The 26,261-nt window shown below is 68.2% G+C and carries 27 protein-coding genes and 1 pseudogene; 15 read left to right on the top strand and 13 right to left on the bottom strand.

Going from position 1 to position 26,261, the window contains the following annotated elements; translation table 11 throughout:
- Nucleotides 1-991, top strand: a 991-nt coding sequence (locus VF106_RS20080; protein ID WP_330841293.1) for an aldo/keto reductase, incomplete at its 5' end; no start/stop codon positions are given.
- A gap of 25 nt (nt 992-1,016) precedes the next feature.
- Here the strand turns inward: VF106_RS20080 and VF106_RS20075 are convergent.
- Both VF106_RS20075 and VF106_RS20070 read right to left on the bottom strand, forming a co-directional pair.
- Nucleotides 1,017-1,571, bottom strand: a complete 555-nt coding sequence (locus tag VF106_RS20075; protein WP_330841292.1) for a GNAT family N-acetyltransferase — start codon at nt 1,569-1,571, stop codon at nt 1,017-1,019.
- Nucleotides 1,572-1,575: 4 nt separating this feature from the next.
- A complete protein-coding gene (locus tag VF106_RS20070) occupies nt 1,576-2,217 on the bottom strand; it encodes a TetR/AcrR family transcriptional regulator (RefSeq protein ID WP_330841291.1) in 642 nt (213 codons plus the stop codon).
- Nucleotides 2,218-2,319: 102 nt separating this feature from the next.
- On the opposite strand from VF106_RS20070, the gene VF106_RS20065 reads away from it, so the two are divergent.
- The 4 genes from VF106_RS20065 (at nt 2,320) to VF106_RS20050 (ending at nt 5,374) form a co-directional block, all read left to right on the top strand.
- Nucleotides 2,320-3,339 carry a glycoside hydrolase family 113 protein gene (locus VF106_RS20065; protein WP_330841290.1) on the top strand — a complete coding sequence of 340 codons (1,020 nt, stop codon included), beginning with the start codon at nt 2,320-2,322 and terminating at the stop codon, nt 3,337-3,339.
- 66 nt (nt 3,340-3,405) lie between these two features.
- The gene (locus VF106_RS20060) at nt 3,406-4,164 is read left to right on the top strand and encodes a hypothetical protein (RefSeq protein WP_330841289.1); all 759 of its coding nucleotides are present in this window, start codon (nt 3,406-3,408) and stop codon (nt 4,162-4,164) included.
- Entirely contained in the window at nt 4,161-4,493 is a 333-nt protein-coding gene (locus VF106_RS20055) for a winged helix-turn-helix domain-containing protein (protein ID WP_330841288.1), read from the top strand. Before VF106_RS20060 ends, VF106_RS20055 begins: the two co-directional genes overlap by 4 nt.
- 86 nt (nt 4,494-4,579) lie before the next feature.
- Nucleotides 4,580-5,374, top strand: a complete 795-nt coding sequence (locus tag VF106_RS20050) for an MOSC domain-containing protein (protein WP_330841287.1) — start codon at nt 4,580-4,582, stop codon at nt 5,372-5,374.
- Nucleotides 5,375-5,468: 94 nt separating this feature from the next.
- On the opposite strand, the gene VF106_RS20045 is transcribed toward VF106_RS20050, so the two are convergent.
- On the bottom strand, nt 5,469-6,413 hold the full coding sequence (locus VF106_RS20045) for a pentapeptide repeat-containing protein (RefSeq protein WP_330841286.1): 945 nt from the start codon (nt 6,411-6,413) through the stop codon (nt 5,469-5,471).
- A 46-nt stretch (nt 6,414-6,459) separates the two neighbouring features.
- On the opposite strand from VF106_RS20045, the gene VF106_RS20040 reads away from it, so the two are divergent.
- Nucleotides 6,460-7,104: an AAA family ATPase gene (locus VF106_RS20040; protein ID WP_330841285.1), complete on the top strand. Its 645-nt coding sequence runs from the start codon at nt 6,460-6,462 to the stop codon at nt 7,102-7,104.
- A 10-nt stretch (nt 7,105-7,114) separates the two neighbouring features.
- Nucleotides 7,115-7,555 (top strand): pyridoxamine 5'-phosphate oxidase family protein, encoded by a 441-nt coding sequence (locus VF106_RS20035; RefSeq protein WP_330841284.1) that lies wholly within the window; start codon nt 7,115-7,117, stop codon nt 7,553-7,555.
- A gap of 134 nt (nt 7,556-7,689) precedes the next feature.
- Here VF106_RS20035 and VF106_RS20030 read toward each other — a convergent pair whose 3' ends face one another.
- Both VF106_RS20030 and VF106_RS20025 read right to left on the bottom strand, forming a co-directional pair.
- Entirely contained in the window at nt 7,690-8,769 is a 1,080-nt protein-coding gene (locus VF106_RS20030) for a CU044_5270 family protein (protein WP_330841283.1), read from the bottom strand.
- The gene (locus VF106_RS20025) at nt 8,762-9,367 is read right to left on the bottom strand and encodes an RNA polymerase sigma factor (RefSeq protein WP_330841282.1); all 606 of its coding nucleotides are present in this window, start codon (nt 9,365-9,367) and stop codon (nt 8,762-8,764) included. The genes VF106_RS20030 and VF106_RS20025 overlap by 8 nt, the downstream gene beginning before the upstream one ends.
- 139 nt (nt 9,368-9,506) lie before the next feature.
- Here VF106_RS20025 and VF106_RS20020 point away from each other — a divergent pair, with 139 nt between their 5' ends.
- A complete protein-coding gene (locus VF106_RS20020; protein ID WP_330841281.1) occupies nt 9,507-9,857 on the top strand; it encodes a VOC family protein in 351 nt (116 codons plus the stop codon).
- A 79-nt stretch (nt 9,858-9,936) separates the two neighbouring features.
- On the opposite strand, the gene VF106_RS20015 is transcribed toward VF106_RS20020, so the two are convergent.
- Complete coding sequence (locus VF106_RS20015) at nt 9,937-10,641, bottom strand: helix-turn-helix transcriptional regulator (protein ID WP_330841280.1); 705 nt, start codon at nt 10,639-10,641, stop codon at nt 9,937-9,939.
- A gap of 217 nt (nt 10,642-10,858) precedes the next feature.
- A pseudogene (locus tag VF106_RS20010) lies at nt 10,859-11,427 on the bottom strand (SDR family NAD(P)-dependent oxidoreductase).
- A gap of 253 nt (nt 11,428-11,680) precedes the next feature.
- Here VF106_RS20010 and VF106_RS20005 point away from each other — a divergent pair.
- Both VF106_RS20005 and VF106_RS20000 read left to right on the top strand, forming a co-directional pair.
- Nucleotides 11,681-12,772 (top strand): serine hydrolase domain-containing protein, encoded by a 1,092-nt coding sequence (locus tag VF106_RS20005; protein ID WP_330841279.1) that lies wholly within the window; start codon nt 11,681-11,683, stop codon nt 12,770-12,772.
- A gap of 41 nt (nt 12,773-12,813) precedes the next feature.
- On the top strand, nt 12,814-13,347 hold the full coding sequence (locus tag VF106_RS20000) for a pyridoxamine 5'-phosphate oxidase family protein (RefSeq protein WP_330841278.1): 534 nt from the start codon (nt 12,814-12,816) through the stop codon (nt 13,345-13,347).
- 132 nt (nt 13,348-13,479) lie between these two features.
- On the opposite strand, the gene VF106_RS19995 is transcribed toward VF106_RS20000, so the two are convergent.
- The 6 genes from VF106_RS19995 to VF106_RS19970 form a co-directional block, all read right to left on the bottom strand.
- Nucleotides 13,480-14,058, bottom strand: a complete 579-nt coding sequence (locus VF106_RS19995; RefSeq protein ID WP_330841277.1) for a DUF8817 family protein — start codon at nt 14,056-14,058, stop codon at nt 13,480-13,482.
- A gap of 96 nt (nt 14,059-14,154) precedes the next feature.
- A complete protein-coding gene (locus VF106_RS19990) occupies nt 14,155-17,481 on the bottom strand; it encodes an error-prone DNA polymerase (protein ID WP_330841276.1) in 3,327 nt (1,108 codons plus the stop codon).
- Complete coding sequence (locus VF106_RS19985) at nt 17,481-17,612, bottom strand: hypothetical protein (RefSeq protein ID WP_330841275.1); 132 nt, start codon at nt 17,610-17,612, stop codon at nt 17,481-17,483. Before VF106_RS19985 ends, VF106_RS19990 begins: the two co-directional genes overlap by 1 nt.
- Nucleotides 17,612-19,153, bottom strand: a complete 1,542-nt coding sequence (locus VF106_RS19980; RefSeq protein ID WP_330841294.1) for a DNA polymerase Y family protein — start codon at nt 19,151-19,153, stop codon at nt 17,612-17,614. Before VF106_RS19980 ends, VF106_RS19985 begins: the two co-directional genes overlap by 1 nt.
- A 95-nt stretch (nt 19,154-19,248) precedes the next feature.
- A complete protein-coding gene (gene imuA' / locus VF106_RS19975) occupies nt 19,249-20,142 on the bottom strand; it encodes a DnaE2-dependent mutagenesis accessory factor ImuA' (RefSeq protein ID WP_330841274.1) in 894 nt (297 codons plus the stop codon).
- A 299-nt stretch (nt 20,143-20,441) separates the two neighbouring features.
- Nucleotides 20,442-21,101, bottom strand: coding sequence for a TetR/AcrR family transcriptional regulator (locus tag VF106_RS19970; RefSeq protein ID WP_330841273.1), 660 nt, complete (start codon nt 21,099-21,101; stop codon nt 20,442-20,444).
- A 136-nt stretch (nt 21,102-21,237) separates the two neighbouring features.
- Between VF106_RS19970 and VF106_RS19965 the strand changes: the two genes are divergently transcribed.
- From VF106_RS19965 to VF106_RS19945, 5 genes are all read left to right on the top strand, one after another.
- Nucleotides 21,238-22,053, top strand: a complete 816-nt coding sequence (locus VF106_RS19965; RefSeq protein WP_330841272.1) for an oxidoreductase — start codon at nt 21,238-21,240, stop codon at nt 22,051-22,053.
- 41 nt (nt 22,054-22,094) lie between these two features.
- Nucleotides 22,095-23,096, top strand: coding sequence for an NADP-dependent oxidoreductase (locus VF106_RS19960; RefSeq protein WP_330841271.1), 1,002 nt, complete (start codon nt 22,095-22,097; stop codon nt 23,094-23,096).
- A gap of 203 nt (nt 23,097-23,299) precedes the next feature.
- The gene (locus VF106_RS19955) at nt 23,300-24,211 is read left to right on the top strand and encodes an alpha/beta hydrolase (RefSeq protein WP_330841270.1); all 912 of its coding nucleotides are present in this window, start codon (nt 23,300-23,302) and stop codon (nt 24,209-24,211) included.
- 219 nt (nt 24,212-24,430) lie between these two features.
- Nucleotides 24,431-25,282 carry an alpha/beta fold hydrolase gene (locus VF106_RS19950; protein WP_330841269.1) on the top strand — a complete coding sequence of 284 codons (852 nt, stop codon included), beginning with the start codon at nt 24,431-24,433 and terminating at the stop codon, nt 25,280-25,282.
- Nucleotides 25,283-25,356: 74 nt separating this feature from the next.
- Entirely contained in the window at nt 25,357-26,223 is an 867-nt protein-coding gene (locus VF106_RS19945; protein ID WP_330841268.1) for an alpha/beta fold hydrolase, read from the top strand.
- Nucleotides 26,224-26,261 lie beyond the last annotated feature (38 nt).

The raw sequence follows: 26,261 nt of genomic DNA, 5'->3' as shown, positions 1-26,261 counted from the left end.
TGGCGTCATGGAGTACACGAAGCTCGGCGCCACCGGGCTCGACGTCTCGCGGATCTGCCTGGGCTGCATGAGCTACGGCGTCCCGGACGCCGGCGGATGGCCCTGGTCGCTCGACGCCGACGACGCGAAGCCCTTCTTCCGCCAGGCGCTTGACGCCGGCATCAACTTCTTCGACACCGCCGACGTCTACTCGGCGGGCACGTCCGAGGAGATCACCGGCCGCTGGCTGAACGAGATGGCCGACCGCGACGAGATCGTCGTCGCCACCAAGGTCTTCAACCGGATGCGGAAGGGCCCGAACGGCGCGGGGCTCTCACGCAAGGCGATCATGACCGGCATCGACGCCTCGCTGCGCCGCCTCGGCATGGACCACGTCGACCTGTACCAGATCCACCGCTGGGACCACGAGACTCCGATCGAGGAGACCATGAAGGCGCTGCACGACGTGGTCTCCGCCGGAAAGGCCAGGTATATCGGCGCGTCGAGCATGTTCGCCTGGCAGTTCGCCAAGGCACAGCACGTCGCCGAGACGCACGGCTGGACGAGGTTCGTCTCGATGCAGAACCACTACAACCTCGTCTACCGCGAGGAGGAACGGGAGATGATCCCACTCTGTCTCGACCAGGGTGTCGGCGTCATCCCGTGGAGCCCGCTGGCACGCGGACTGCTGACCGGCTCCCGTTCGCGCGGCGGCGGACAGACCACCGTGCGATCCGGCGCCGACCCCATCGCGGACGCCATGTACGTCGACGACGACTTCGACGTCGTCGACGCGGTGCGCACGGTCGCCGCCGAACGCGGCCTGCCGCCGGCGCGGATCGCGCTGGCCTGGCTGCTCGGCCGGCCCGGGGTGACCGCACCGATCATCGGCGCGACCCAGACGAAGCACCTGGAGGACGCGGTCGCCGCGGTGGGACTAGGGCTGAGCGAGGACGAGGTGGCCACGCTGCAGGCGCCGTACCGGCCGCACGCCGTGATCGGCCACCACTGACCAACGATGGTCCGGTCAGGCTGTCCTATTGCGACCGGCGCCAGTCCTCGGCGAGCAGACCGAACAGCAGGTCGTCGGTCCACTCTCCCTTGATCCAGGTGTTGTTCACCCGCAGCCCCTCGCGGCGGAAGCCGAGCCGCTCCAGCAGCCGCGCCGATCGGTCGTTGCGGGCGTCGCACTCGGCCGAGACCCGGACCAGGCCGGCCGCGGTGAACAGCTGGGTCAGCACCCGGTCGACCGCCTCCGTGGCGTAACCCTGGCCCTGGTGCACGGCAGCGAGCGTGAACCCGATCTCGGCCTGCATCCGGTTCTCGTGCAGGTTCACGCCGACGTCGCCGGCGAGACCGCCGTCCGAACGCAGCTCGATCGCGTACTGGAACCAACCGGGCAGTGCGGGATCGGCCGTCGCCTGCTCGCGGACGAAGGCACGGGCGGCATCGACCGGAAACGGCGTGCCCCAGGACTGGTAACGGGCGACGGCCGGATCGGAGCGGTAGCCCGCGAAGGCCTCGGCGTCGGAGTCGCGGAAGCGACGCAGGATCAGCCTCGGTGTGGCCAACCGGACGACGGACACTGGCATGACGTCATTCACTCCGTGAGTGTTGTCGTGCTCGTTGCTCGGCCGCGTCGAGTGCGGGTGCGAGTGGTGCGAGTGCGGTGCGGAGCAGGTCGGGCAGTGAACCGGAGAGCACGACGAGCCCGCTGGTCATGGGACTCGCCCATTGGCGGAGTGCGACCCGAGTCGCGGCGGCGACGCTCGCCGCGAGTACACGCGGGGTGTACGAGTCGGTGTCGCCGAGACGTTGGGCGATCGCGTCGGCGAGAGGGTCCTCGATCGCGCCGGCGGTGTCGACGAACGCGTCGCGCAGCGCGGGGCGGGTGGTGATCAGCAGCAAGGCGTCGCGATGGTGCTCCCCCGGGTCGGTGTACTGCGCCACGATCGCCTCGACCACGGCGTCGGCGAGGCCCTCCCCGACGGGGCGAGCGGCTACCGCGGCCGCGACTCGCGCTTCCCGCTCGGCGGTGACGGCGGCGACGATGGCCTGTTCCCGGCTGGAGAAGTAGTTGTTGTAGGTCCTCGGCGAGACGCCGGCCGCCTCGGCGATGTCGTCAACGCGCACGTTCTCCGGTCCATGCGTCAGAGCCAGCCGCAGGGCCGCCTCGCGCAACGCCTCCCTGGTGGCCTGCTTCTTCTGCTCGCGCAGCCCCGTCCGCCGTGTCGTCACCGGCCGAGTATCCCATCCTGCATGCGTGCACGCAAAGTTGCGTGCACGCACTTTTCGTTCTACTGTCTGGCCGTCAGCTCCTGAGCGGAAAGGACCAAACCCATGCGTGCCAAGGGGATCGCGTACGACACCGGCTTCGTCCACAACGGCGGGATCTCCCGCGAGCGCTTCGATCTCGACGTGGTCAGGCGGGAACTGGCCATCATCCGCGATGACCTGCACTGCAACGCCGTTCACCTCGTCGGCGGCGATCCGGAGCGGCTGGAACAGGCCGCCCACCGCGCCGCCGAACTCGGGCTCGAGGTCTGGTTCTCGCCCTATCCGCTGGACCTGACCACCACGGAAATCCTGTCGCTGTTCGCCGACTGCGCGCAGCGGGCGGAGCGGGTACGCCAGACGGGAGCCGACGTCGTGTTCGTCACCGGCGTCGAACTGAGCATCATGAACCGGGGCTTCCTACCCGGCGACAACCTGGAACAGCGACTCAGCCAACTGTTGAGCCAGCCCGACGGCCGGGCCGAACGACTCGCCGAGGCTGTTGCCCGCCTCGACGACTTCCTCGACGAGGCCGTCACGGCTGTCCGCGAGCGTTTCCATGGGAAGATCACCTACGCCTGCATACCGTTCGAGGGCGTCGACTGGACTCGCTTCGACATCACGTCGGTCGAGCTGATCCGGTCCGCCGAGGTGGCCGACCAGTTCGCGGCGGGCGTGCGCAGCCTTGTCGCACAAGGAAAGCCGGTCGCGATCACCGGCTTCGGCACGGCCACCTGGCAGGGCGCCGGCGACGTCGCGCCACGCAGCATGGAGATCGTCGAGTACGACAACACCGGTCACCCGGTCGGCCTGAAGGGGGACTACCTCCGCGACGAGGCCGGTCAGGCCACCTACCTGCGGGAGCTGCTGGAGATCTTCGACGCGGAGGGCGTCGACAGCGCCTTCGTGTACCTCTTCGCGCTCGACAACTTCCCGCACCGCCCCGACGATCCCCGCCGCGACCTCGACCTGGCCAGCCTCGGCATCGTCAAGGTTCTCGAAGACCGCAACGGCGACACGTACCCGGACATGGCGTGGGAACCCAAGGCCGCGTTCACCGCCCTCGCCGACTACTACCGCGACTGACGAGCGCTCGACACACTCTGCATCGCCGTGTACTTTGCATTACAAAGCTACTGGGGATGGAGAGTCATGGACGATCTCGCGGAGAAGACCCTTGCCGACATCCGGCAGCTCCGAGCGCGGAGCCGACGCCTGGCGCACGGTGGCGCCTGGCTGCCCGCGTTGCTGCTGGCCGCCCTCGTGCTGGTCAGCATGCTGTTGTACCGCAGCCCGTTCGGCGAACCACCAGCCGTGCCGGACTTCGACACCCCGGATGCCGGGTGGTGGCGCCATCCGTTCTGGGCGGGGCTGCCCGCGGGATCACACAGCGACGTCAGTGCGTACCTGTTCTGGTTCGTCGGCCTGCCGTTGACGGTCATCGTCACCGGTGCGTGGTATCGGTGGCGTGGCAGCCGGCTGGGGATGAAGATCGCCTGGCCGTGGTACGCGGGCGTGACGTGCGCGGTGTTGGCCTTGCTGGCCATCATCGCGGCCGTGCCCACCAGGTCGGTCACGCCACCGTTCCAGGCGGGATGGTCGGGCCTGCTGACTCCCCTCGTCGCGGTGGCGGTGGCCGCGATCGCGTTGGGGGTCGTCGAGCGCAGCCTGGGCCTGATCGTCGGCGGGGCATGGCTGGGACTGATCGCTGGTTGGAACTGCGCGCTGGGCGTTGGCGAGCTGCCAGGTTGGCTTGCTTGGCTGCTGGACGGCGGCGACGGTTCGGCACTCGGCGGTCAGCTCACGTTGTTCGGGCTGCATCGCCCCGGCCCGGTCCTGATACTGATGACCTTGCCCCTGCTCAGCGTCGGGCTCCTGGGCTGGTGGCGAGCACGTAAGGTCACACGGTGACCTCGACCCCCGAGTCGCATCCCGCGCTGTCACTGGACGAGACCACCCATCAGCGGGTGCGTCTTGGCATCCTCGCGGTACTCAGCGAGACCACCGAATGCACGTTCGCCGCGCTGCGGGACCAACTCGAACTGACCGACGGGAACCTCAGCCGACACCTCCGCGTCCTCGAGGAGGCCGGCCTGGTCGAGGTCCGCAAGACCTTCGAGGACCGCCGACCCCGCACCTGGCTCAAGCTGACCCGCAACGGGCGCAAAGCACTCCGCGCCCAACTCGACGCCATGGAAAAACTCCTCGCCCGGCTCCGTCCAGGAACCGAGCAGGACTGATGCGTCCGCTTGGCTGTGCCCTTGGGGCACGTCTCGACTTCGTCGCACATCTTCAGCAGCGTGTGGCGGCGGCGTAATTTGGTGATGTGGCAATCGTTTCCGGGTTGGTGTGTTACCCGATCAAGGGGTGTGCCGGGGTCGTTCTGGAGCGCGGCGAGGTGACGCTGGCCGGCTTGACGCACGACCGGACGTTCGCGATCGTCAACCGGTCGGGCGTGAACGTGTGGCAGGGCGCCGTACCGCGGATGGCGACCGTTCGGAGCCGGGTGCTGGACGCGGGAATCGTGTTGAGCGCCCCAGGCATGGACGACCTCGTGGTGGACGCGACGGCCAGCGGGCGGATCCTGGCGGTTGAAGTGGAGAAGTGGCCGGGCACCGGGATCGACCAGGGCGACGAGGCGGCGGAGTGGTTGTCCGAGCTGCTCGACGTTCCGGTGCGCCTGGTACGTGAGCCGCCGGGCGCCCGCACCGGCACCGACCCGACGGCGCTGCTGATCACGTCGCAGTCGTCGCTGGACGGCCTCAACGCACGGATCCTGGCCCGGGACGCGGCGCCGGTACCGATGAACCGCTTTCGCCCCAACGTGATCGTCACGGGCTGGGCCGAGGCGCACACCGAGGACCAGGTGGCACGCATGACCGTGGGCACCGCCGAGTTCGGCTTCGGCGAGCTGGCGATCCGGTGCGCGATCACCATGAACGACCAGCTGGCCGGTGTCCGGTCGGGCCCCGAACCGTTGCGCACACTGGCCGACTACCGCCGCGAGCCGAACGGCGTCACCTTCGGCATGAAGGCCACCGTCCACACCCCCGGCCACATCGCCGTCGGCGACCAGGTGACCATCACCGAACGAAGGTCCACAATAGACAGCAGTCGCTGAGCGGAGGATCAGGCACGTGTGGTCATGGCACGAAGATCTCACGGCCAAGGTATGAGTGAGCTGTCACAGCCCGGAGCTCAAGCGACCCGGCTGCTCACCCCTTGGGCAGCAGAAGTCCTGGTGGCGGGGTCTGCCACTCATCGAACACGGGTGGCGTGGTGTAGTCGTCGGTGCTGACATTGGAGAGGTCGACTTCGCCGCCGGTGAACTTGGCGCCGCGGAAGGTCACCTCGCCGCCGGTGAAGGTGGCGCCGTCGAACTGGACGCGGCCGCCGCTGAACTCGGCGTTGTCGAAATTCACCGTGCCGCCGGTGAACTCGGCGCCGCCGAACCAGACTTCGCCGCCGCTGACGTGCATTCCGTCGAACGCCGTCCGGCCAGCGGGGAACCGCGTCAGGCTGAGGTAGAACCGGCCGCCGGTCACCTGGATGCCCGCGAAGTCCGCTGACCGCAGCACCGCCCGGACCAGGTTGAACTCGTGTCCCTGCCAGCCGACCGGCGCGCCGGGACGAAGATGATCGCTGATCACACTCGTGATCGAGAGGCGCACCTCGGACTCCTCGTCGTGGTACCACGGCGAGTCCAACGCGGGCTCATAAGGAATACGCAAATACGCGCACAGCACGTCGATGCACACCTGACGCTGTTCGAGCCACTCGTCGGCGAGACTCGCCATGGCGTAGATCCCGGCGAGCCTGACAGTCGGCTTCTCGTGACCGATCTGGGAGCACGCGCTGGCGAAGCGCTCGTTCAGAACCTTGACGCGCTCGCGTGCTTCGACCACCTCGCCGATCCGTTGCTTGCGGTAGGCGACCACCAGCGCCACGACTCCGCCAACGCCAGCCACCACCGACAACGCCATCTTGATGACGTCCAGCCTGGTGTCGGGGCTCGGCGCCGCCGGCAAACCCAACGCGAGCCACAACAGCACGGCCGCGACGGCGAACACGCTGAGACCGATCAGGACGACCGCGACGATGTGTCGCCTGATCGGCCAGAGTCCGGTGGTCTTGCTCTCCTGGCGATTCGTCAATGCCACCGCGAGATCCTAGATCGCTCAGGCAGGTGACCAGCCGCGCAGTGCTGTGTCGGCGACGCCGTCGAACGCGCCCCTTGAGTCCCGACCGATACCGAAATGTCAGCGCCGGTTTCCGTGCGATGCTTCGTCGGTGCCATTGGTGTGGGTGACCGGCAACTCAGGGGCCGGCAAGTCAACGGTCTGCGCGCTCCTGAAGAGCATGGGCGAGCTGGCTGTCGATGCCGACTGGGAGGGCTACAACAAATGGGTTGATCGGGCGAGCGGACAGGTTGTCGTCGATCCTCCCGATCCGGTGCCGGCCGGCTGGCTCGATCGCTTCGCGTGGAAGATCAGCCGCGCCGAGGTCGAGGCCCTTGTGGCGAGACTGCACGACAAGACCGCGTTCCTGTGTGGATGTGTCGAGAACGAGGCAGACGTGTGGGATCTCTTCGACCTCGTGGTCTGCGTGGTGGTGGACAACGAGACCGTCCGGCACCGTCTCCTGACCCGCGCGACGAACTCATTCGGCAAGCACCCGGAGGAGCTGGCGGCGGCACTCGAACACAACGACGGTGTCGAGTCCACGTACCGCCGCCTCGGCGCGACGATCATCGACGGCAGACAGCCGCCGACTGAGGTCGCTGACGCGATCCTCGCTGCCGCTGGCCGCCTGCCCTCAACGAGTTCGGTCGGCGAACGTGGTGCTCTGTAGCCTACGGACTATGTCCCTGGCGATGACGCCCACCGAACGCGAGGCCTTCCTCGCCGAAGTGCACGTCGCGGTCGTGACAGTGGCCGACGACCGCGGCCGAGGTCCGCTGGCCATTCCGCTCTGGTACGACTACCAGCCCGGCGGCGAGATCATCGTGGTGACCGACGGCAACAGCCGCAAAGCCCAGCTGATCCGCAAGGCCGGCCGGGTCACCGTCTGCGCGCAGACCCAGGAGATGCCCTACCGGTACGCCTCCGTCGAGGGCCCGGTCACCGCGATCGAGGACACCGTCACCGTCGAGCAGCGCTGGGACCTCGCCCGCCGCTACCTGGGCCACGAGGGCGCCGACCGCTACATCGAGGCCACCCGGGACATCACCGACCGCATGTGCGCGATCCACATCCACCCCGAGCACTGGCTGACCCGCGACTACACGAAGGCCGGTGGATAGGGTCAGCGACCCTGCCCGTCGCGGACTGACAGATCGGCCACGATCTCACGCTGAACGTCCAGACCTGGCTCGTGCACGACCGCATGACATTCCGGTGGTGGGCTTGGTCTTGCCCACCACCGGAATGCTTCGGATCAGCGGGTGGGTTCGGTGCCGATGCCGTCGACCACCGCCGTGGTGATGGAGGAGTAGCCGGTGACGGTGCCCTCCGGGATACCGGCGAACCTCGAGTCGGACACCTTGCGTTCCCCGATCACCTCGCCGGTGCTGGGGTTGAGGATGATCTCCTGGCGCTCGTCGCCCTCGGTGATGCCCAGCGCTACGCCCTTGTGGCCGTCGAGATCGGCGGCGCCGTCGGTGACGTCCAGTCCGGGGAGGTAGGTCAACGCCCGCAGTAGGTTCGCGCGGGCCGCCGCCGGCATCAGACCGGAGCGCAACGCGTCCGCGGCGTAGACCAGGGACTGCATACCGCCGCCGCTGTCCTTGCTCAGCCGCTCGTACAACTGTTCGGGGTCGGTGGGCAGGCCGGCGAGGAACTCCGGTTTGGGGAATTGCCAGTTCCCCTGCCCGGGAGCGCCCTCGACGAAGTCGCCGCCCTTGGCGCGCTGTTCCGGCCACGGCACCTCCTCGATCACGGCCCCGGCCGCGCGGGCTTCGGCCTCGGTACCCGTGATCCATTTGCGGTTGCCGGTCTCCCGGCGCCGTTGCAGCCACTCCCCGTTGGGATCGGCGGGAATCCAGGTCTCGATGAGGTTCTCGTTGAGAAAGGAAAAGCTCCTGTTCTCCGAGCCCGTCGTCTTCAGCCACCAGGCATGGGTGGCCACATAGCGGTACTGGCCGGCCGCCAATACTGGATCCTTGGCCCGTGCGGCAACATCGGCGGCGCTGGTCAACGTCTCCTGCGCTTCAGCGGTGGCGGTGTTGGCGGAGAACAACACCGTCTGTGCCAACACACCCCCGGTCGCGAGCACCGCGACCGCGGCCGCCGCGGCCAACCAGCGGCGCAACGGCCGGTGCCGACGCACACCCTCCCCGGTCTCGGCCGTGTCCGGCTGCGGCTGGGCCTGGCTGTCCACGGCCGCCATCAGGTTCTCCCGCACTCCGGCCAGACCCTGTTGATCAGTCTCGATGTCCATATACAGTCCGGCCAGCGCGTGGTCGAGCTCGTCCTTGGTCCATACCTGCCGCATGCCGGCCCGCTCCTCCTCACGCATCGCCTGCCTCCGTTCCACTGGTCGCGACAGAACTGTGTGACCGCAACCACCGACGCACCCTGTGCAGGCGCGAGTGGACCGTGCCCACCGGGATGCCCAGGGCCTGGGCCACCTCGGTCGAGCTCAGATGACCCCACGAAGTCAACAGCAGCACGTCCCTGTCCCCGGGCTCCAGCGCGGCCAGCGCACCGGCCAACTGCCGAACCCGCTGCTGCGCGGTGACCCGCTCGGTCGTGCGGACCTCAGGCGACTCCGCCTGCACCCGATCCGTCCCCACCATCCGGGCCCTGGCCCGCCAGCCCCGAACCTCCTGCCGCACATGCCGCCGCAGGAGATTGCTGGCAATCCCGTACAACCACGGCCGCACCCCAGCCCGAGCCGGGTCATAGGTGTGCCGTTGCTGCAACGCCACCAGAAACGTCTCCGACACCAGGTCATCGGCGGTCTGGTCCCCGACCCGACGCGCCAGGTAGGCGTGCAACGACCCAGCATGCTCATCGAAGAGCCGCCCAAAAACCGACCTCAGATCCGGCCCCGACAGATCCAGGCCATCCCCGAGCGGCGGCCTCGGGCGGGGCCCCGCTGAGTTCGCGGTCATCCTTGTCACGCCTCTACTTGCCCGCAGCCCACGACGCGCTTCACGAACCCAACGTGTCCTGCGACACCCCGGCTCACCCTGAGTACTCGCTTGTCGGTTCTGATTTGCGTGGCAGCATCACCGCGTGCATTGTTCGGCCATGTTCAGTGGCGCGCATGTGATCCTCTACAGCCAGAACGCTGAGGCGGACCGGGCCTTCATCACCGACGTCCTCAGGTTTCCTCATGTGGATGCCGGGCACGGATGGCTGATCTTCAAGCTACCGCCGGCGGAGGTCGCTGTGCACCCGACCGACGGGGCGCCGCAGCACGAGTTCTACCTGATGTGCGACGACTTGGACGCGGTGCTGTCCGAGCTGGCGGCGGCCGGTGTCGAAACCACCCGGCCGGTGGCCGAGGAGCGATGGGGGCGACTCACCGCGGTGCGGTTGCCAAGCGGGTCCGAGCTGCCCCTGTACCAGCCACTGCACCCCATCGCACACAGCCTGTGACCTTGCCGAGTGCGGGATCGCCTGTCGCGTCGTTTCTCGATCGGCGTCTTGCGTGGTGGGAGATTGACCGGTGAGGGGGTCATGGTGTGAGTTGCTGGTGGCCGATGACGGAGAGCAGTTCGAGTTTGGTGTGGCTTTCGGTGCCGGGGCGGGTGGTCAGCACGACCAGGGTCTGTGCGCGGTTCTCGGTGAAGAGGACCTGGCCGTCGACGTCGATACGGCCGAGTTCGGGGTGGATGATGGTTTTGCTTTCGTCGTAGTGCTGGGCGACTTCCTGGAGTTCCCACAGGCGGACGAACTCGGGGCTGTGTTCCTGGAGTTCGGCGAGAATCCGGGTGGCTCGGGGGATGTCGCTGCCGGCTGTCAGTGCGACCCGTAGGCGGGCGGCTTGGGCGCGGCCGTGGCGTGTGTGGTCTTCTTCTGGGTAGATCAGGCGCTCGGTGGGGTCGGTGAACCAGCGGTAGTAGGCGCTGCGGGCCAGGCCGGTGTGGCGGGTCTGGTCGCCGAGCAGCGCGGTGGCCAGGGGGTTCATCGCGAGGGTGTCGGCCATATCGGTCAGCACCAGGGCCGGGGAGTCGTCCAGGCGGTCCAGGACCCGCATCAGTGTCGGGCTGACATGGTCGGAGTGGTGGAAGCGCGCCGGGGCGTTGTGGCCGATGAGGCCGAAGAGGTGGTCTCGCTCGTCCAGGGTCAGCCGCAGTGCCCTGGCGAGGGCGGTGGCGATCTGGATGGAGGGCTGCGGGGCACGCTGCTGTTCGAGGCGGGCGTAGTAGTCGGTGGACATGCCGGCGAGTTGGGCGACCTCCTCGCGTCGCAGCCCCTGGGTACGCCTGCGCGGACCCTCGACCAGCCCGACGTCGCGGGGCGCAGCGTCTCACGCCGCCTGCGCAGGAACTCCGCCAGTTCCTTGTTGTCCATGCCCTCCATCGTCGTCGCTTCCCACCCCGCTAGCCAGAGACCGTCGATCCATGGCTGAGCTTCTGCTCAGCGTGATCCGCGGACTACCCGAGGTTGCCGGGATCGGAGCAGGCGCGGAGAAGGTCACGTGACCTGGATGACCCGCGTGCCCATCGGCACTCAGGACGGAGTGATCGCGTCCAGCACCACGACCGGCTCGAAGCCGCGGCCTTGGGGGTGATCGGCAGCGGCACCCACGCCAGCGTGGAGGTGACGTTCATGACGACCGCGTCGTCCTGGCCCACCAGCAGCGGCAGGAAGGCATACGTCATCCGGATCGTGCCAAGCAGGTTGACCGTCACGTGATCCTCGGCGACCGGCAGGAAGGCCGGGTCGAGGAGGTTCTCACGCAGCATGATGCCCGCATTGTTGACCAGCACGTTCAGCCCGGATAGTGCGCCGCCACCGTCTCGGCGACGCGCGCGATCGACGCGGGATCCGCGACGTCCAGGACGAGCGCCTCGATACCTGGGTGCTCCGTCGTGATCTGATCCAGCAGTTCCTTGCGCCGGCCGGCGACGATCACCTTGTTGCCGGCCTCGTGCAGACGCACGGCCATGCCAAGCCCGATGCCCGAGGTGCCGCCGGTGATCAGGATCGTGTTGCCGGTCATCTTCATAGGGGTCTTCTCTCCTTCGCCGCAGCGGGCCGGTGATCGCCCGCAGCTCGACCGTAGGAGCGCCTCCCCAGGGTCGGGAGAGGACGGTTTGTCCATGGATCGGCGATCCCTGCCTGGAGGTCAGGTCAGTTCGTCGCTTGACGCGACCTGGCAGCCGGTTTGGCATGCTGGGCGGGCGGCACACCACCACCCTCCGCCGGCCGGAGGGTGGTTCCTCCGCGTGGTCGGGGAAGTGACGAGGGTAGCGATGGGTGAGATACAGGCTCGGATTCAGCGTCATGTCGACACGTTGGTCGGCACCGGCGCGGAGACCGGTGTGCAGGTCGCTGCCTATCGGGATGGTGCGTTGATCGTCGACGCGGTGGCCGGCACGGCCGACCTGGCCACCGGGCGACCGGTCACCTCCGGCACGCCGATCTTCAGTTTCTCCACTGGCAAGAACGTGGCGGCCACGCTCGCGCATCTGCTCGTCGCGCGCGGTTTCGTCGAGTACGACAGCCTGGTCACGGATCTCTGGCCTGAGTTCGGTGTGCGTGGCAAGGCCACGGCGACGCTGCGGCACGTGCTGACCCACACGGTCGGTCTGCCTGCCATGCCGCGCGAGATCACCCCGGGCGAGCTTCCGGGCTGGTCCAGGGTGTGTGAGTCGCTGGCCGCCGCCGAGCCGCGCTGGCGGCCGGGCACCGCCACGGGCTATCACTCCTACACCTTTGGCTATCTCGTCGGCGAGTTGGCTCGCCGCGCGACCGGGCGGCCCATGTGCGAGCTGCTGCGTGAGTGGATCACTGCGCCGCTCGGTATCGAGGGGCAGCTCTACTTCGCCGCTCCGCAGGAGGCGCTGCCGGGGTTGGCGCGCCTGGAGCAGCACACGCGGGGATGGCCTGCCGTCCCCGACGACGGTGATGCGGTCCTTGCCCGGTGGGAAAGCCAGCCGAGTGCCGATTTCGGCAACAGCGGCGAGATCCTGTGCGCCGATATACCGTCGGTGTGTATCGCCACCGCGCACGGCCTTGCCGCGATGTTCAACGCCGTGCTGCAGGGCAAGCTCGTGGATTCCGCGCGGTTGCCGAAACTGTCCACGCTCGCGTTCGAGGGTGTGGATCAGGTTTTCGGTAACCAGGCGCGGATGGCGCTGGGTTTCCCGATCGGCAGGATCGGCGCCCCTGCCGAGGAGAACTCCGTGGCGTTCGGATGGCCGGGCGGGGGCGGAAGCTACGCCTACGCGGACCCCGCGCGGGGGGTCGCCTTCGCGCTGACGAAGAACCGGCTCGTCCCGAACTTCGACACCGCGTTGTCGGTCACCACGATCCTGGCCGATCATCTCGCCGGGACCCGCTGAGCTTTCCGGGGCGGAATTCGGGACGATCAAAGGAGAAAATCGTGTCTACTCATCCGGGCGGCGACTCGACCGCGCCGCGGACCAGCCTCGGTCCGTTCTCCTCGCCAGGCGCCAGCCCGACGCCGTGGGAGGCGACGGAGTGGGCACTGCGCAGGATCCAGAAGTTCCAGCTGTGCACGGTGCGCCGGGATGGCCGTCCCCACGTGACACCGTTGCTGGCGATCTGGGCGCTCGGCGCGATGTGGTTCACCACCGGCGACAACGAGCAGAAAGCCAAGAATCTCAGCGCCAACCCCCACTGCGCGCTGACCACCGGAACCGACACCCTAACCGGCATGGACTACGTCATCGAGGGCACTGCGAGCCTGGTCACCGACCAGGACACCAGGCAAGCCGTGGCGACCGCGTTCGAACAGGCCTATGGCTGGCAACTCACCCGCGAGGACGGAACCTGGTACCAACTGGGCGACGCCGTCCGGACCGGGAATGTTCAGCTCTACCGGGTCCAGCCGGACAAGGGGTTCACCTTCGCCACCGGCAGCGAGTCTTCCCAAACACGCTACCGGTGGAGCTGAGGGCGGGCAGGCAACGAGTTCTGCGTCAGGTTCTGGGTTGTCTCATTCGAGTGTCATTCATGATCGGTCTCAGTTTCGTTGGTTCTACGACCCCGAGGTGGTCAGGGTCGCGCTCCAGCGCCTGGACGCGGCTCAGACCCCCTTGATCCGTTCGACGAGCTCGTCGCGGTACTCCCGCACCGCCTGGAACTCCGGTTCGTCGCCGGTCGCCCGCTTCAACGCGCCTTCCAGGATCTTCAGCCCCTGGCGTTCGTCGCCGCGCGCGTCCGCCTGCCTCGCGGCGTTCTCCATGGCTTTGGCGAGCTTGGTCTGCGCCTCGGGTTCCTTGGCGGCCTTGTGGATCCGGATCCAGTTGCCGCCCGGATCGACGACGGTGAACCCGGTGTACCGGTCGTTGCGCAGCCGCGGCCGGGTCATGCGCGGGATGCCGGAGACGAGCAGTTTTCCGTGCACGGACCGCATCCCCGCCGCGAAGGCCTCGAACAGCTCGCTGGTGTCCGCCACGATGACCAGGCACGTGCTGTACGACTGAGCCGGGTCGTAGTCGTCCATCCCGAAGAAGTGCAGGTTGATGTCTTCCCGTCGCACCGCGACGTGCGGGTTCGGCCGCGTCTGCCGATAGGTGATCTCGAAGCCGAGCATCTCGTAGAACGACGCGATCTCATCGATGGATGAACAGGGCAGGAGCGGAATGGTCAGTTCGTTCGCCACCGCCCGAAGCTAAGCCCGGGCCTGCCGAAACGACACCGAGCTATTTGCTCATGCGAACAGCGCTACAGCCCCGCCCAGCAACGCCTGGGGGTTGCGCTAGCGGAAGTCCCTTGAGCGGCTTGGGATTCGTAGGTCCAGGTGTTCGATGTGGTCGGCCTGCAGGGTTGTCACGCCCTCCGCGTTCACGATGATGCCGCGGACCAGCAGGGCGGCGGAGTTTCGTGCGATTCTGCGGTAGCGGGTCCACAGGCCCTGGGTGCACACGACGTTCGCCATGCCGGTTTCGTCTTCCAGGTTCAGGAATGTGACGCCGCCCGCGGTTGCTGGGCGTTGGCGGTGTGTTACCGCGCCGCCAACCAGGACTCTCGTGCCGCTCTCCACCTTTGGCAGTGTCGACAGCGGTAGGGCGCCCTGGCTGGTCAGCCACTCGCGGACGAACTGGGTCGGGAAGCTGTCCGGGGACAGGCCCGTCGCCCACACGTCCGCGACCGCCAGTTCGATGCCGTCCATGCCCGGTAGCACCGGGGCTTCCGCGCCTACCGTGGTGCCCGGTAGGCGGTCAGGGCGGTCGCTGGCCACCGCGCCCGCTGCCCACAGTGCGGAGCGGCGGTCGACCTCGAAGCAGCCGAACGCACCCGCGGTGGCCAGTGCCTCGATCTGCGCTCTGGTCAACCGCGTCCGTCGCGACAGGTCGGCCATGTTTCGGTAGGGTCCGCCTGCTTCCCGCTCCGCCACGATGCGGGTGGCCAGCTCCTCGCCGATCGTGCGCACAGTGGACAGTCCTATGCGGACTGCTGGTTCGCCGTCCGAACCGGATGGTTCCAGTGTTGGGTGGGGCAGGCTGGCGTTCAGGTCCGGTCCCAGCACCGTCACGCCGTGCCGGCGGGCGTCGGCCACCAGGGACTGCGGGCTGTAGAAACCCATTGGCTGGGCACGCAACAACGCGGCACAGAACGCCTCCGGGTAGTACAGCTTGAACCAGGCGCTCGCGAACACCAGGTACGCGAAGCTCAGCGCGTGGCTCTCCGGGAACCCAAAGTTGGCGAACGCCAACAGCTTCTCGTAGATCCGGCTGGCCAGCTCCTCGTCGATGCCGTGCGTCGCCACGCCGGCGTAGAACCTGTCCCGCAACCGTTCCATCCGGCTTGTCGAACGTTTGGCGCCCATGGCCCGGCGTAGCTCGTCGGCCTCCGCCGGGGTGAAGTCGGCGACGTCCACCGCGATCTGCATCAGCTGTTCCTGGAACAGCGGTACGCCCTTGGTCTTCTTCAGTGCCTTCTCCAACAGCGGGTGGTCGTAGGTGACCTTCTCGACACCGTTGGCGCGGCGGATGTACGGGTGCACCGAGCCGCCCTGGATCGGGCCGGGACGGATCAGCGCCACCTCCACCACCAGGTCGTAGAACTCCTTGGGGCGCAGGCGGGGCAGCGTCGCCATCTGCGCACGACTCTCCACCTGGAACACACCGACCGAGTCTGCTTTGGACAGCATGGTGTAGACGCGGTGGTCGGCCAGGTCAAGCTTGTCGATGTCCACCCGCACCCAGTGGTGCTCCTCGACGAGCTCGACCATGTACCGCAACGCGGACAGCATGCCGAGGCCCAGCATGTCGAACTTCACCAGACCGATGGCCGCGCAGTCGTCCTTGTCCCACTGCAGAACCGTGCGCTTGTCCATGCGCGCCCGCTCCACCGGGCAGACCTCGCTGACCGGGCGGTCGCAGAGCACCATGCCGCCCGAGTGGATGCCCAGGTGCCGCGGGAAGTCCTCCAGCTGGCCGGCCAGCTCCAGCACCGTCACCGGCACGTCGTGGTCGTTCTCGCCGACCGTCTCCTTCACGGGGGCCCAGCGGTCGATCTGCTTGCTCCACGCGTCCTGCTGGCCCGGCGAGTAGCCGAGGGCCTTCGCCATGTCCCGCACCGCCGACTTCGCCCGGTAGGCGATGACGTTCGCGACCTGCGCCGCGTGCCGGCGGTCGTACTTGTCGTAGACGTACTGGATCGCTTCCTCACGCCGGTCCGACTCGATGTCCAGGTCGATGTCCGGCGGGCCGTCCCGCGCGGGGGCCAGGAACCGTTCGAACAGCAGGTCCCAGCGCACGGCGTCGACCTTGGTGATGCCCAGCGCGTAGCAGACCGCGGAGTTCGCCGCCGAGCCGCGGCCCTGGCAGTAGATCCCGTTGTCCCGGCAGAAGTCCACGATGTCCGCGACGATGAGGAAGTAGCCGGGGAAGCCGAGTTCCTCGATCACCCTCAGCTCGTGCGCCAGCTGTGTGTACGCCTTCGGGTTCTCCTCTTTCGTGCCGAACCGGTGCCGGGCGCCCTCGTACGTCCTCTTCCTCAGGTAGCTGATCTCGGTGTGACCGGGGATCTCGAACGGCGGCAGCTTCGGCACGACCAGCTTCAGGTCGAACGACAGGTGGATGCCGAGCAGCGCGGACCGCGCCACCACGCCCGGGTAGCGCGCGAACCGGCGTTTCATCTCCGCGCCGGAGCGCAGGTACGCGGTCGGCGCGGGCGGCAGCCAGCCGTCCATCTCGTCGAGGCCGCGTCTGGCCCGGACCGCCGCGAGCGCGGCCGCCAGCTCACCCCGGGTCGGCTGCGCGTAGTGCACCGCGTTGGTGGCGATCGTCGGCAGCCGCAGTTCGAGGGCCATCTCCGCGAGCAGGTCGTTGTGTGTGGTGTCGAGCGGGTAGCCGAGGTCGATCAGCTCGACGAAGGTGTGGTCGCGGCCGAACGCGTCGGCGAGCCGGTACAGCTCGGCGTAGGCCGCGTCCGGGCCGTCCCGCAACAGCGCGCGGCGCACGGATGCCTTGCGGCAGCCGGTGAGCGCGACGACCTCGCCCCTGGTCTGGTCGACCACGTCGTCGAAGTCGTAGACCGGGCGCCCTTTCTCGGCCTTGTCGACGTCGCCGCCCGCGAGCTGCCCGTCGGTGATCGCGTGACACAGCCGGCCGTAGCCTGCCGGCCCGGTCGCGAGCAGCAGCAGGTGGTCGCCCTCCGGGTCGGCGATCCCGTTCTGCGGCTGGGTGAGCCCGAGGCTCAGCTCCGTGCCGAACACCGTGCGGATGCCCATTTCCTGCGCCGCCTCCGCGAACCGGACCACCCCGTACATGCCGTCGTGGTCGGTGATCGCGATGGCGTCCAGTCCGAGCAGCGCCGCGGTCTCGACCAGTTCCTCCGGGTGGCTCGCGCCGTCCAGGAAGCTGAAGTTCGAGTGGCAGTGCAGCTCCGCGTACGGGACGCGGACGTCGCCGCCCGCGTAGTCGGTGAGGCTCGGCGGACCGACCCCGGCCGGCGCGGAGTACCGCTCGCGCTTGTGTGTCCACGCTGGACTGTCCCCGCCGTCGCCCTTCGGCTCAGCGCGTCCGGAGAGAATGCGTTCCAGCTCCGCCCATTTGACCGGCGGATTGTTCCAGCCCATTACGGTACCGGCACGTTCTCCGGAGAACGGCGCGGAGCCGGGATGAGGAGGTCCAACAGGTCCATCTCGTCCAGGGCGGGGTGCTCCCGACAGTGGCCGTAGAAGCGGCACTCCGGGCAGGGCTTGTCCATCAGTCGTAGATTCCTTCCACTGTCCACCGTTCCTCGGAAAGCACGAGGAGCAGCGCGGTCTCTTCTTCCAGCAGCACCTGCAGGCGGGCGCGGCGGCACGGGTCGGTCCACCAGCGGGCGTCCGTGGCCCACGGGCCGGCCCAGGCACGTACGCGGCGCGGCTGGCCGCCGTCGACCGAGACCTGGCACGGTTTCCCGGTCAGCTCGTGTCGCGCGCTGATGTCCACCAGCGCGCCCTTCTCGTCGAACACCTTGGCCGGTAAGGGATTCGCCAGCACGGTCGCCGGGGAGGGCGCCGGCAGCCGGCCCGGCCACGGCGCCTCCGGATCACGACGTGGCGCGCGTTCGTCGCCCCATGGCACCAGCCGTACCTCCTCGCCGGGGTCGCGGCCGCCGCCGAGGACCGGGGTGACCACGGCCTCCGGGCCGAGCAGGCCCTGCACGTGGACCATGGCGCGGCCGGCACGCTCGTCGGCCTCGGTGCGGCCCTCGCCACGCCACAGGTCGAGCTGCAGCGTGCGGCCCTCGACGACCTCGACCGGTTCGAGCCGCAGCGTGACGATGCCTGCGGACGGCCGCCCGTCGACGCTGGTGAGCCAGCCGTCGAGCTGCCAGCGGACGCGGTCCGCGACGCCGGTCGGGGTGAGTGGTTCGGCGCAGCGCCAGACCCGGTCCCGTTCCTCGCCGTTGCCGGTGATGGCGTTGATGCCGAGCCGGGTGCAGGCCAGGCCGTGTCGCGCGAGGCCGGCGTGGAACTTCTCGGCGAGCGTGCGCGCGACGAACGCGGCGGCGTCCACCCGCTCGACCGGCGGCTCGAAGGACTCGGTGACGGCCAGCTCAGGCGGCGGTCGGCGCCGCGACGGCGGCCGAAGCTGTTCTCCCCTGGCCAGGCGGTGCGCGTACACCGCGTCGGCGCCGAAGCGAGCGGACACGTCCTTCTCCGGCAGTGCCGCGAACGCGCCCAACGTGCGCAACCCCAAGCGGCGCAACAGGTCGACGAGATCGGCACGGTCGTGGCCCTCGGCGGGCCGGTGCAGCTCGCGCACGCTCAGCGGGGCGAGGAACTCCCGGCTGCCACCGTCCGGGACCAGCACACCGCGACGGGCGGCGAGGACGGCCGCGAACAGCCCGTCGGCCACCCCGACCTGGCACTCCGCGCCGGTGCGGTCGGCGACCTGGTCGATGAGGCGTTCCGCGGCACGCTCCTCGCCGTCGAAGTAGGAGGCGGGGCCGCGGGCAGGGACCGCGACCACGCCGGGCCTGATGATCTCGACGCCGACCGCGAGCTCCTCGACGGCGGCGGCGACGGGTTCGAACAGCCGCGCGTCCCGCACGGGGTCGTTCGGGAAGACGACGAGCTCGGGGCAGCGGCCCTGCGCGTCCCGGCGGCGCATGCCCCGGCGCACACCCTCGGCCCTGGCCGGCGCGGAGCAGGCCACGACCCGGTTGGCCTCGACCACGGCTACCGGCTGGAGCGGCGCGAGGCGGGCAGCGGCCGCCGCGGCCGTGACCGGCCAGTCGGGGCACCACACGACGAGCATCCGCTGCATGCGTCGAACATACGTTCGAACACCGTGGACGTCAAGCGGGTGCCGCGGGTTGGCTGGATCCCTTGCGCGACAAGGAAAAGAGCACGTCAGGCGGAGGCCCCGGAAGGCGGCTCGAACGCCAGGTCGATCAGGCAGGGATCGTCTTCCGCGACCGGCCTGCGGCCATCCCTCGGCACGGGCAGTGTCTCGAGTGGATCGTCCGAGGGCGGCTCGAAGGTGGGCCCCGAAGGCGCCGGTTCATTCGGCACCGTGAGCCGGAGGCCGCCACTGGACGTGACGGGTGCTGCCCTGAAGGACCCCTTGGGGACGGGGAGTGTCCCGACGGGGTCCTTCAGGGCGTCGGCGATGCCGCCGTCCGCCGTGGGCAGGCGCAGCGACGCCGCCATCGGGCGGGCGGCCGCGCCCCTGCCTCGCACCAGGAGGTGGAGCTCCCGGGCAGCGAGGTGGCCGTGACCGTCGCCGAGACCGGACCAGGCGGCTGACTCCTGCGTCAGCTCCAGGTCCGCCCCCTGCCACGGGCCCACGGACAACAGCACCGCACCACGGTGGCGAGCCCTGGCCGACAGGCGATGCATCTGCGAGTCCGTGAGACGCGCGGGATCCACCGTCACCATGTCCATGCCGTCCAACAGCGCCGCCACCACTCTGGCGAGGTCAGCACCGGGATGGCGGACCAGCGCCAGACGCCTCACCGCGACCCCCAGTTCCGCGGCCGCGCGCAACCCCAGGTTGGGCATGCCGACCAGCGCTGCCCACGAGCCCGTTTCCGTGGCCCGCGCGAGCAGCGCGAACAGCAACGACGTGCCACCCCGGACCGCCACGGTGCTACCCCGCCGCAGGCCACCTCTCGGCAGCAGGTCCGCGATGTCCGAGTGCACGGGTAGCATCCGGGACCGGTCGTCCGGAGTCTTGGCGAGGTCGCTGGCTACTCCCACCGCACCGGAAGTAGCCAGCGACGACACCGCACCCAACGCCGGCATCCGCACGCACCCCTTTCCCCGCCAGGCGCTGCGGGGAAGGCAGCGAACTCGAACGCCTGTTCGATAGTAGCACGAAGCCGGACGAGAAGGCGAGCTTGTCGATGGTTGGTGACCGGCCACGATATCTGTCACCTGGCCACGCTAACTGTCAGAAGACGAGCATCGCGGCGCACAGTGTTTGCACGCCAGGGATTCTCAGCCGCGGCCGTTCTGGGGGCCCAGTTGAGGCATCGACGTGGGAGCCGAGCCGGCGAAAGGGCCTTTGGGAATCAAGGACCAGGCGTACTGAGATCAAGCGTTTACGTGTCCGGTCGTTCGTGGCGAAGCTGGGCGTGCTCGACGCCTGCCGTCCGATCGGAGCATCCAGCAGCCCAGTCCTGCTGCGTGACGTCTAGCACGACGAGGGCGTTGCAGATGCCCTGTTCCAGGAGGTCGTCGGCGAGTTGTCGGTCGGCGAGGGCGCGGGAGAGTTGCAGTGTGCCGATCATGAGGGCGTAGACGCTGAGGGTTTTGGTGCGCGCTGAGGGTGGGTCGTGGGGTGCTAGTCCGGCGGCGATGTCGTCGATGAACGCGAGCACGCTGTCGGTGTAGGCCTGTTTCGTCGGGTCCGCGCAGCGGGTGATCTCGTCGAGCAGGGCGGCGGACGGGCAGCCCGCCTCGGGGTTGTCGCGGTGTTCGGGCGAGAGGTACGTGCGCACCATCTGCTCAAGTCCGGCGCGGCCGGACACGATGGAGGCGAGCCACTCGCGCTGGTCGCGTAACTGGTCGGAGACCGCGGCGGCGACCAGGTCCTCCTTGGAGGCGAAGTGGGCGTAGAAGGCGCCGTTGGTCAGGCCCGCGTCCTTCATGAGCGTGGCGACCCCGGAGCCGTCGATGCCGTCGCGCTTGAGCCGGCGGCCGGCTGTCTCGATGATCCGCTGGCGTGTGACTTGTTTGTGCTCTTTCGCGTACCGCGCCACGTGCTCCTCCGCTCGCTGAGACGCTCCCTGCCCACATGTTAGTACGATCATAATCTAAATCCGTCGTAACTCTTGCTCCAGGGGCTGCGTCATACTTATGGTAGTACGGTCATAATCTAAAGGGTGGGAGCACGTGATGACAGCATCTCCGCAGGTGGCGCTCGTGACGGGCGCATCCTCTGGCATCGGCAAGGCGGCCACGGTCGCTCTAGTGGACGCGGGTTTCCGGGTGGTCGGCACGAGCCGCGACACCTCGCGAATTGCCTCCGGTGACGGCGTGACGTTCCTGAACCTGGACGTGACCAGCGACGAGTCGGTCACCGACGTGGTCGGGCAGGTGATCGCACGCTTCGGGCGGCTCGACGTGCTGGTCAACAACGCCGGTGTCGGCACCGACGGCGCCGCCGAGGAGGTCTCCGTCGCCCAGGCGCAGACGGTCTTCGATGTGAACGTCTTCGGCCTGATGCGCATGACGAGGGCGGTTCTGCCGCACATGCGTGCCCAGGGCAGCGGCCGGATCATCAACGTGTCGTCTGTCGGGGGTTTCGTCCCCAACCCGTTCATGGCCGTGTACGTCTCGACCAAGCACGCGGTCGAGGGCTACTCCGAGTCCTTGGATCACGAGGTCCGCGAGCACGGGGTCCGGGTGCTGCGTGTCCAGCCCGGTCCGATCAATACCCCGTTCGACGCGAACCTGGTGCGGGCCGACAGCCCGTTGCCGGTCTACGCGCACCGGCGGCGTGTGTTCGAGGACGTGATGACGGAGGCGATGCGCGGTGGTGACGATCCCGCCGTCGTGGCCAAGGTGATCGTCGTGGCGGCTACCGACCCGAAGCCGAAGTCGCGCTACCTGGCTGGCTCGACTGCCGGACGTGTCGCGGTGCTGCGTCGTGTCGTGCCGGCCCGGATGTTCGACAAGAGCATCCGCAAGCTCAATCGGATGAACGGCTGACTCGTCCCGGTATCGGCTGGGACACATCGGAGAGGCAAGTCATGAAGGCATTTATCGTCGATCGTTACGGACGCGGCGGCACTCTTCGGGCCGGCGAGATGCCGGAGCCTGAGGTGGGTGAGCACGACGTGCTGGTCCAGGTCCACGCCGCGGGCGTCAACGCCCTGGATTCCAAGATCAGGGACGGGGAGTTCAAGCTCATCCTGCCCTATCGCCTGCCGCTCGTTCTGGGTAACGACGTGGCCGGTGTCGTGGTCCGGGTCGGGGCTCGGGTGCGGACGTTCACGCCCGGTGACGAGGTCTACGCGCGGCCGGACAAGGACCGGATCGGCACCTTCGCGGAGTTCATCGCCGTCAACGAGGACGACTTGGCGCCGAAGCCACAGCGGCTCACGATGGAGGAGGCTGCCGCGATTCCGCTGGTCGGCTTGACCGCTTGGCAGGCGTTGGTCGAGATCGCCGAGCTGCGGAAGGGGCAGAAGGTCTTCATCCACGCCGGCGCGGGTGGTGTGGGGACGTTCGCGATCCAGTTGGCGAAAAATCTCGGGGCCACCGTGGCCACGACGACCAGCGCGGCCAACATCGATCTGGTCCGCCGCCTGGGCGCGGATGTCGTGATCGACTACCGGGCCGAGGACTTCGAAACTGTCCTGCACGACTACGACGTGGTGTTGAACAGCCTGGACAACGAGACGCTCACGAAGTCTTTGCGCGTGCTGAAGCCCGGTGGAAAGCTCATCTCGATCTCCGGCCCACCGGATCCCGCCTTCGCGAGACAGATCGGCAAGCCGTGGACTTTGGGGCCGGTGATGCGTGTGTTGAGTCATCGGGTCAGGAAAGCGGCCACCCGCCGCAAGGTCAGCTATTCGTTCCTGTTCATGTGGGCCAGTGGTAGCCAGCTCCGTGAGATCACCGGTCTCATCGACGCCGGGATCATCGAACCGGTCATGGACCGGGTCTTTCCCTTCGAATCGACCAACGAGGCCATGGCGTACGTCGACAAAGGACGCGCGAAAGGCAAGGTCGTCGTCAAGGTGCGATAACGCCACGCGCACGTCAGACGTTCGCCTACCGACAACTCGGCCCGACACCCCTCAGGCGTCCGCGCAGCGGGCCGCCTCGCCCTCGCCGGGGTCTTCGACGAGCAGATCCGCGACTCAACCGGTCGCCCGGCTGATCTCGCCCCAGCGCATCGACCCTCACTGCGCGCGAAGCGCGCCGTGCTGACCTGAATTGGAGCATCATCATGGGAATCAGTCCAGAAGCACAGCAGTTCGCGCAGTTCCTTGAAAGTGTGCGCGCGAAGTCCTCGACACCGGGTCTGGACCTGGCCGTCGTTCGTGACATCGTCGAGACGCACCATCTGGCGTCGACCGAGCCGGAGGGCGTCACCTACGCCGAGGTGGACGCCAGCGGTGTCCCCGCCCTGTGGTGCATCCCCGAGGGCGCCGGCACCGACAAGGCGCTGCTCCATTTCCACTTCGGCGGGTCGGTCACCGCCTCGATGCATTCGGATCGCAAGGCCGCCGGTCACATCGCGAAGGCGGCAGGGGTGCGCTCGCTCGTCGTGGACTTCCGTCTGGCGCCCGAGCACCCGTATCCGGCGCAGCTCGACGACGCCGAGACGGCCTACCGGTGGCTGCTCTCCCAGGGCTACGAACCGCGGAACATCGGCAGCACCGGCCACTCCATCGGCGGCACCCTCGCAGTCATGCTGGCGCTGCGCCTGCTCGCCAAGGGCGAGGCGACCCCCGGTGCGATCGTCAGCATCTCGCCGTGGACCGACCTCACCATCACCAACCCGACAGTGGACAAGAACTCCGAACACGACAAGATGCTCAGCCGCAACACCCTCGAGCTGTTCCGGGGTGCGTGGCTGCAGGACCCCGCCGTGGACTTCACCGACCCCGCGATCAGCATCGTGAACGCCGATCTGACCGGCCTGCCGCCCACGAGCGTCCACTACGGCGAGTACGAGACCCTCGCCGGAGAAGGCGCCGAGTTCGGGCGACGGCTCGCGGACTTCGAGGTCACCTCCGAGGTCCACCCCCTTCCCGAGGGCCAGCACTCGTTCATCCTCGCTGCCGGGCGCGTACCCGAGGTGGACCAGGCGATCCAGCAGATGGGTCAGTGGCTCCGCCGGCACCTCGGCGCCTGAGCAGAACCGCCACCTATAGCTGCTGGTCGACGGGGTAGCGCCCGACGATGACGGCCTCCGTGTCGCCCGGGTCACGTCATCTCGGGTAGCCCGGCCACTCCCACCCAGATAGAATTATGGTCATAATATAATTGTTGGTACGCGGCGACGAGGACTCGATCCCGCCGCCCGCGACCGTCGAACCCCGGGCCGCCGCCCGGGAGACTCAGGAACAGAATCATGACGCCCTACACGGCTGACACCCTCGAAAACCACACTGCCGCCGGCCCCTCCGCGGTGTTCACCTACCGGCGCACGGGCCCGCGGGGTGGCGTGCCCCTGGTTCTGCTCATGCGGTTCCGCGGCACCATCGACTGGTGGGACCCGGAGTTCATCGACCGCCTCTCCCGGGACCACGACGTCATCCTGTTCGACAACGTCGGCATCGGGTACACCGGCGGCGAGCCTCGCGACACCTCCGAGGGGTTCGCCGATGGCGCGATCGAGTTCATCGAAGCCCTCGGCCTGACGCGGGTCGACCTGCTCGGCTGGTCACTCGGCGGGATCGTGGCGCAGCAGGTCGCGACCCGCCGACCCGACCTCGTACGCAAGATCATCGTCGCGGGCAGCAGCGGGCCAGGCGTGGTGCCGGGCACTCCGGACATGAACGAGCGGGTCCTCTCCATCATGGCCAAGCCGGACGCGGACACCGAGGACATGCTCTACCTCTTCTACCCCGATACCGAACAGGCCCGCGCCTCCGGGCTCGAGCACCTCGCAAAGGTCTCGACACGCCTGCGGAACGGCGGCCCCGCGGTGACCGAGGAGGCAGCCCAACGGCAGCTCGTCGCTGTCGGCCGACTCCTGGCCCGGGAGTGGGGCCAGCTCAAGTCCGAGTTGCAGGCGATCAGCCAGCCGGTGCTGTATGCGAACGGGATCCACGACGTGATGATCCCCGCCGTCGCCTCCTACAAAGCGGTCGAGTTGGTCCCCGACTCCAAGCTTGTTCTTTACAGCGACGCCGGCCACGCCTTCCTGTTCCAGCACATCGACGACTTCGTCGCCCAGGTGACTCTCTTCCTCGTCGACTAGACGGATTTCCGCGCACTCCTTGGAGGGGCGCGGTGCCAACACTCACCGAATCCCACCGGCATAAGGATATGACCGTGAACAACGAACAAAAGGAACGAAACGACGTGGTGACGTCATTCAAGAACGCGCCGACCCGCACCGTCTCCGCCGAGGGCGTGAATTACGCCTACCGCGAGCTCGGCCCGAAGACGGGCATCCCGGTGGTCTTCCTGCACCACCTGGCCGCGGTCCTCGACAACTGGGACCCACGGGTCGTGGACGGCATCGCCGCGAAACACCGCGTCATCACGTTCGACAACCGGGGCGTCGGCGCCTCCACCGGCAAGACACCGAACACCATCCAGGCCATGGCCAAGGACGCCGTCACGTTCATCCGGGCCCTGGGCCTGACCCAGGTCGACCTGCTCGGCTTCTCCATGGGCGGCATGGTCGCCCAGGTGATCACCGCGAACGAACCGGAACTCGTCCGCAAGCTGATCCTCGCGGGCACAGGACCCGCCGGCGGCGAGGGCATCAAGAACGTCACCAAACTCTCCCATCTGGACACCATCCGGGGACTGCTCACCTTCCAGGACCCGAAGCAGTTCCTCTTCTTCACCAGGACCCCCAACGGCAGGCGGGCAGGCAAGCAGTTCCTGGCACGCCTGAAGGAACGCACCGAGAACCGGGACAAGGCGATCTCCCTCAAGGCCTACTTCACGCAACTCAAGGCCATCCACCAGTGGGGACTGGCCCAGCCCTCGGACCTCTCCGTCATCCGCCAACCCGTGCTCGTCGCCAACGGCGACAACGACCGCATGGTGCCCACGAAGAACACGGTCGACCTGGCCAACCGCCTACCCAACAGCGAACTGGTCATCTACCCCGACGCCGGCCACGGCGGCATCTTCCAATACCACGACCAGTTCGTCGACAAAGCCCTCGAGTTCCTCAAGCAGTAGACCCGAAGGAGGCGGCGGTCCCGCCCGCCGCCACGAGC

Source organism: Actinophytocola sp., assembly GCF_036378875.1.
Classification (GTDB): domain Bacteria; phylum Actinomycetota; class Actinomycetes; order Mycobacteriales; family Pseudonocardiaceae; genus Actinophytocola.
The sequence above is the reverse complement of the archived record's forward strand: the minus strand, read 5'-3'. Positions and strand labels throughout refer to the sequence as shown.

Coding starts and splice junctions, on each gene's coding strand:
- VF106_RS20035 (WP_330841284.1), top strand. CDS start 7,115: ATGTCCCTGGCGATGACGCCCACCGAACGCGAGGCCTTCCTCGCCGAA.
- VF106_RS20030 (WP_330841283.1), bottom strand. CDS start 8,769: ATGCGTGAGGAGGAGCGGGCCGGCATGCGGCAGGTATGGACCAAGGAC.
- VF106_RS20005 (WP_330841279.1), top strand. CDS start 11,681: ATGGGTGAGATACAGGCTCGGATTCAGCGTCATGTCGACACGTTGGTC.
- VF106_RS19950 (WP_330841269.1), top strand. CDS start 24,431: ATGACGCCCTACACGGCTGACACCCTCGAAAACCACACTGCCGCCGGC.
- VF106_RS19985 (WP_330841275.1), bottom strand. CDS start 17,612: ATGGACAAGCCCTGCCCGGAGTGCCGCTTCTACGGCCACTGTCGGGAG.
- VF106_RS20065 (WP_330841290.1), top strand. CDS start 2,320: ATGCGTGCCAAGGGGATCGCGTACGACACCGGCTTCGTCCACAACGGC.
- VF106_RS19955 (WP_330841270.1), top strand. CDS start 23,300: ATGGGAATCAGTCCAGAAGCACAGCAGTTCGCGCAGTTCCTTGAAAGT.
- VF106_RS20075 (WP_330841292.1), bottom strand. CDS start 1,571: ATGCCAGTGTCCGTCGTCCGGTTGGCCACACCGAGGCTGATCCTGCGT.
- VF106_RS19960 (WP_330841271.1), top strand. CDS start 22,095: ATGAAGGCATTTATCGTCGATCGTTACGGACGCGGCGGCACTCTTCGG.
- VF106_RS19980 (WP_330841294.1), bottom strand. CDS start 19,153: ATGCTCGTCGTGTGGTGCCCCGACTGGCCGGTCACGGCCGCGGCGGCC.
- VF106_RS20015 (WP_330841280.1), bottom strand. CDS start 10,641: ATGTCCACCGACTACTACGCCCGCCTCGAACAGCAGCGTGCCCCGCAG.
- VF106_RS19965 (WP_330841272.1), top strand. CDS start 21,238: ATGACAGCATCTCCGCAGGTGGCGCTCGTGACGGGCGCATCCTCTGGC.
- VF106_RS19990 (WP_330841276.1), bottom strand. CDS start 17,481: ATGGGCTGGAACAATCCGCCGGTCAAATGGGCGGAGCTGGAACGCATT.
- imuA' (WP_330841274.1), bottom strand. CDS start 20,142: ATGCCGGCGTTGGGTGCGGTGTCGTCGCTGGCTACTTCCGGTGCGGTG.
- VF106_RS20020 (WP_330841281.1), top strand. CDS start 9,507: ATGTTCAGTGGCGCGCATGTGATCCTCTACAGCCAGAACGCTGAGGCG.
- VF106_RS20060 (WP_330841289.1), top strand. CDS start 3,406: ATGGACGATCTCGCGGAGAAGACCCTTGCCGACATCCGGCAGCTCCGA.
- VF106_RS20025 (WP_330841282.1), bottom strand. CDS start 9,367: ATGACCGCGAACTCAGCGGGGCCCCGCCCGAGGCCGCCGCTCGGGGAT.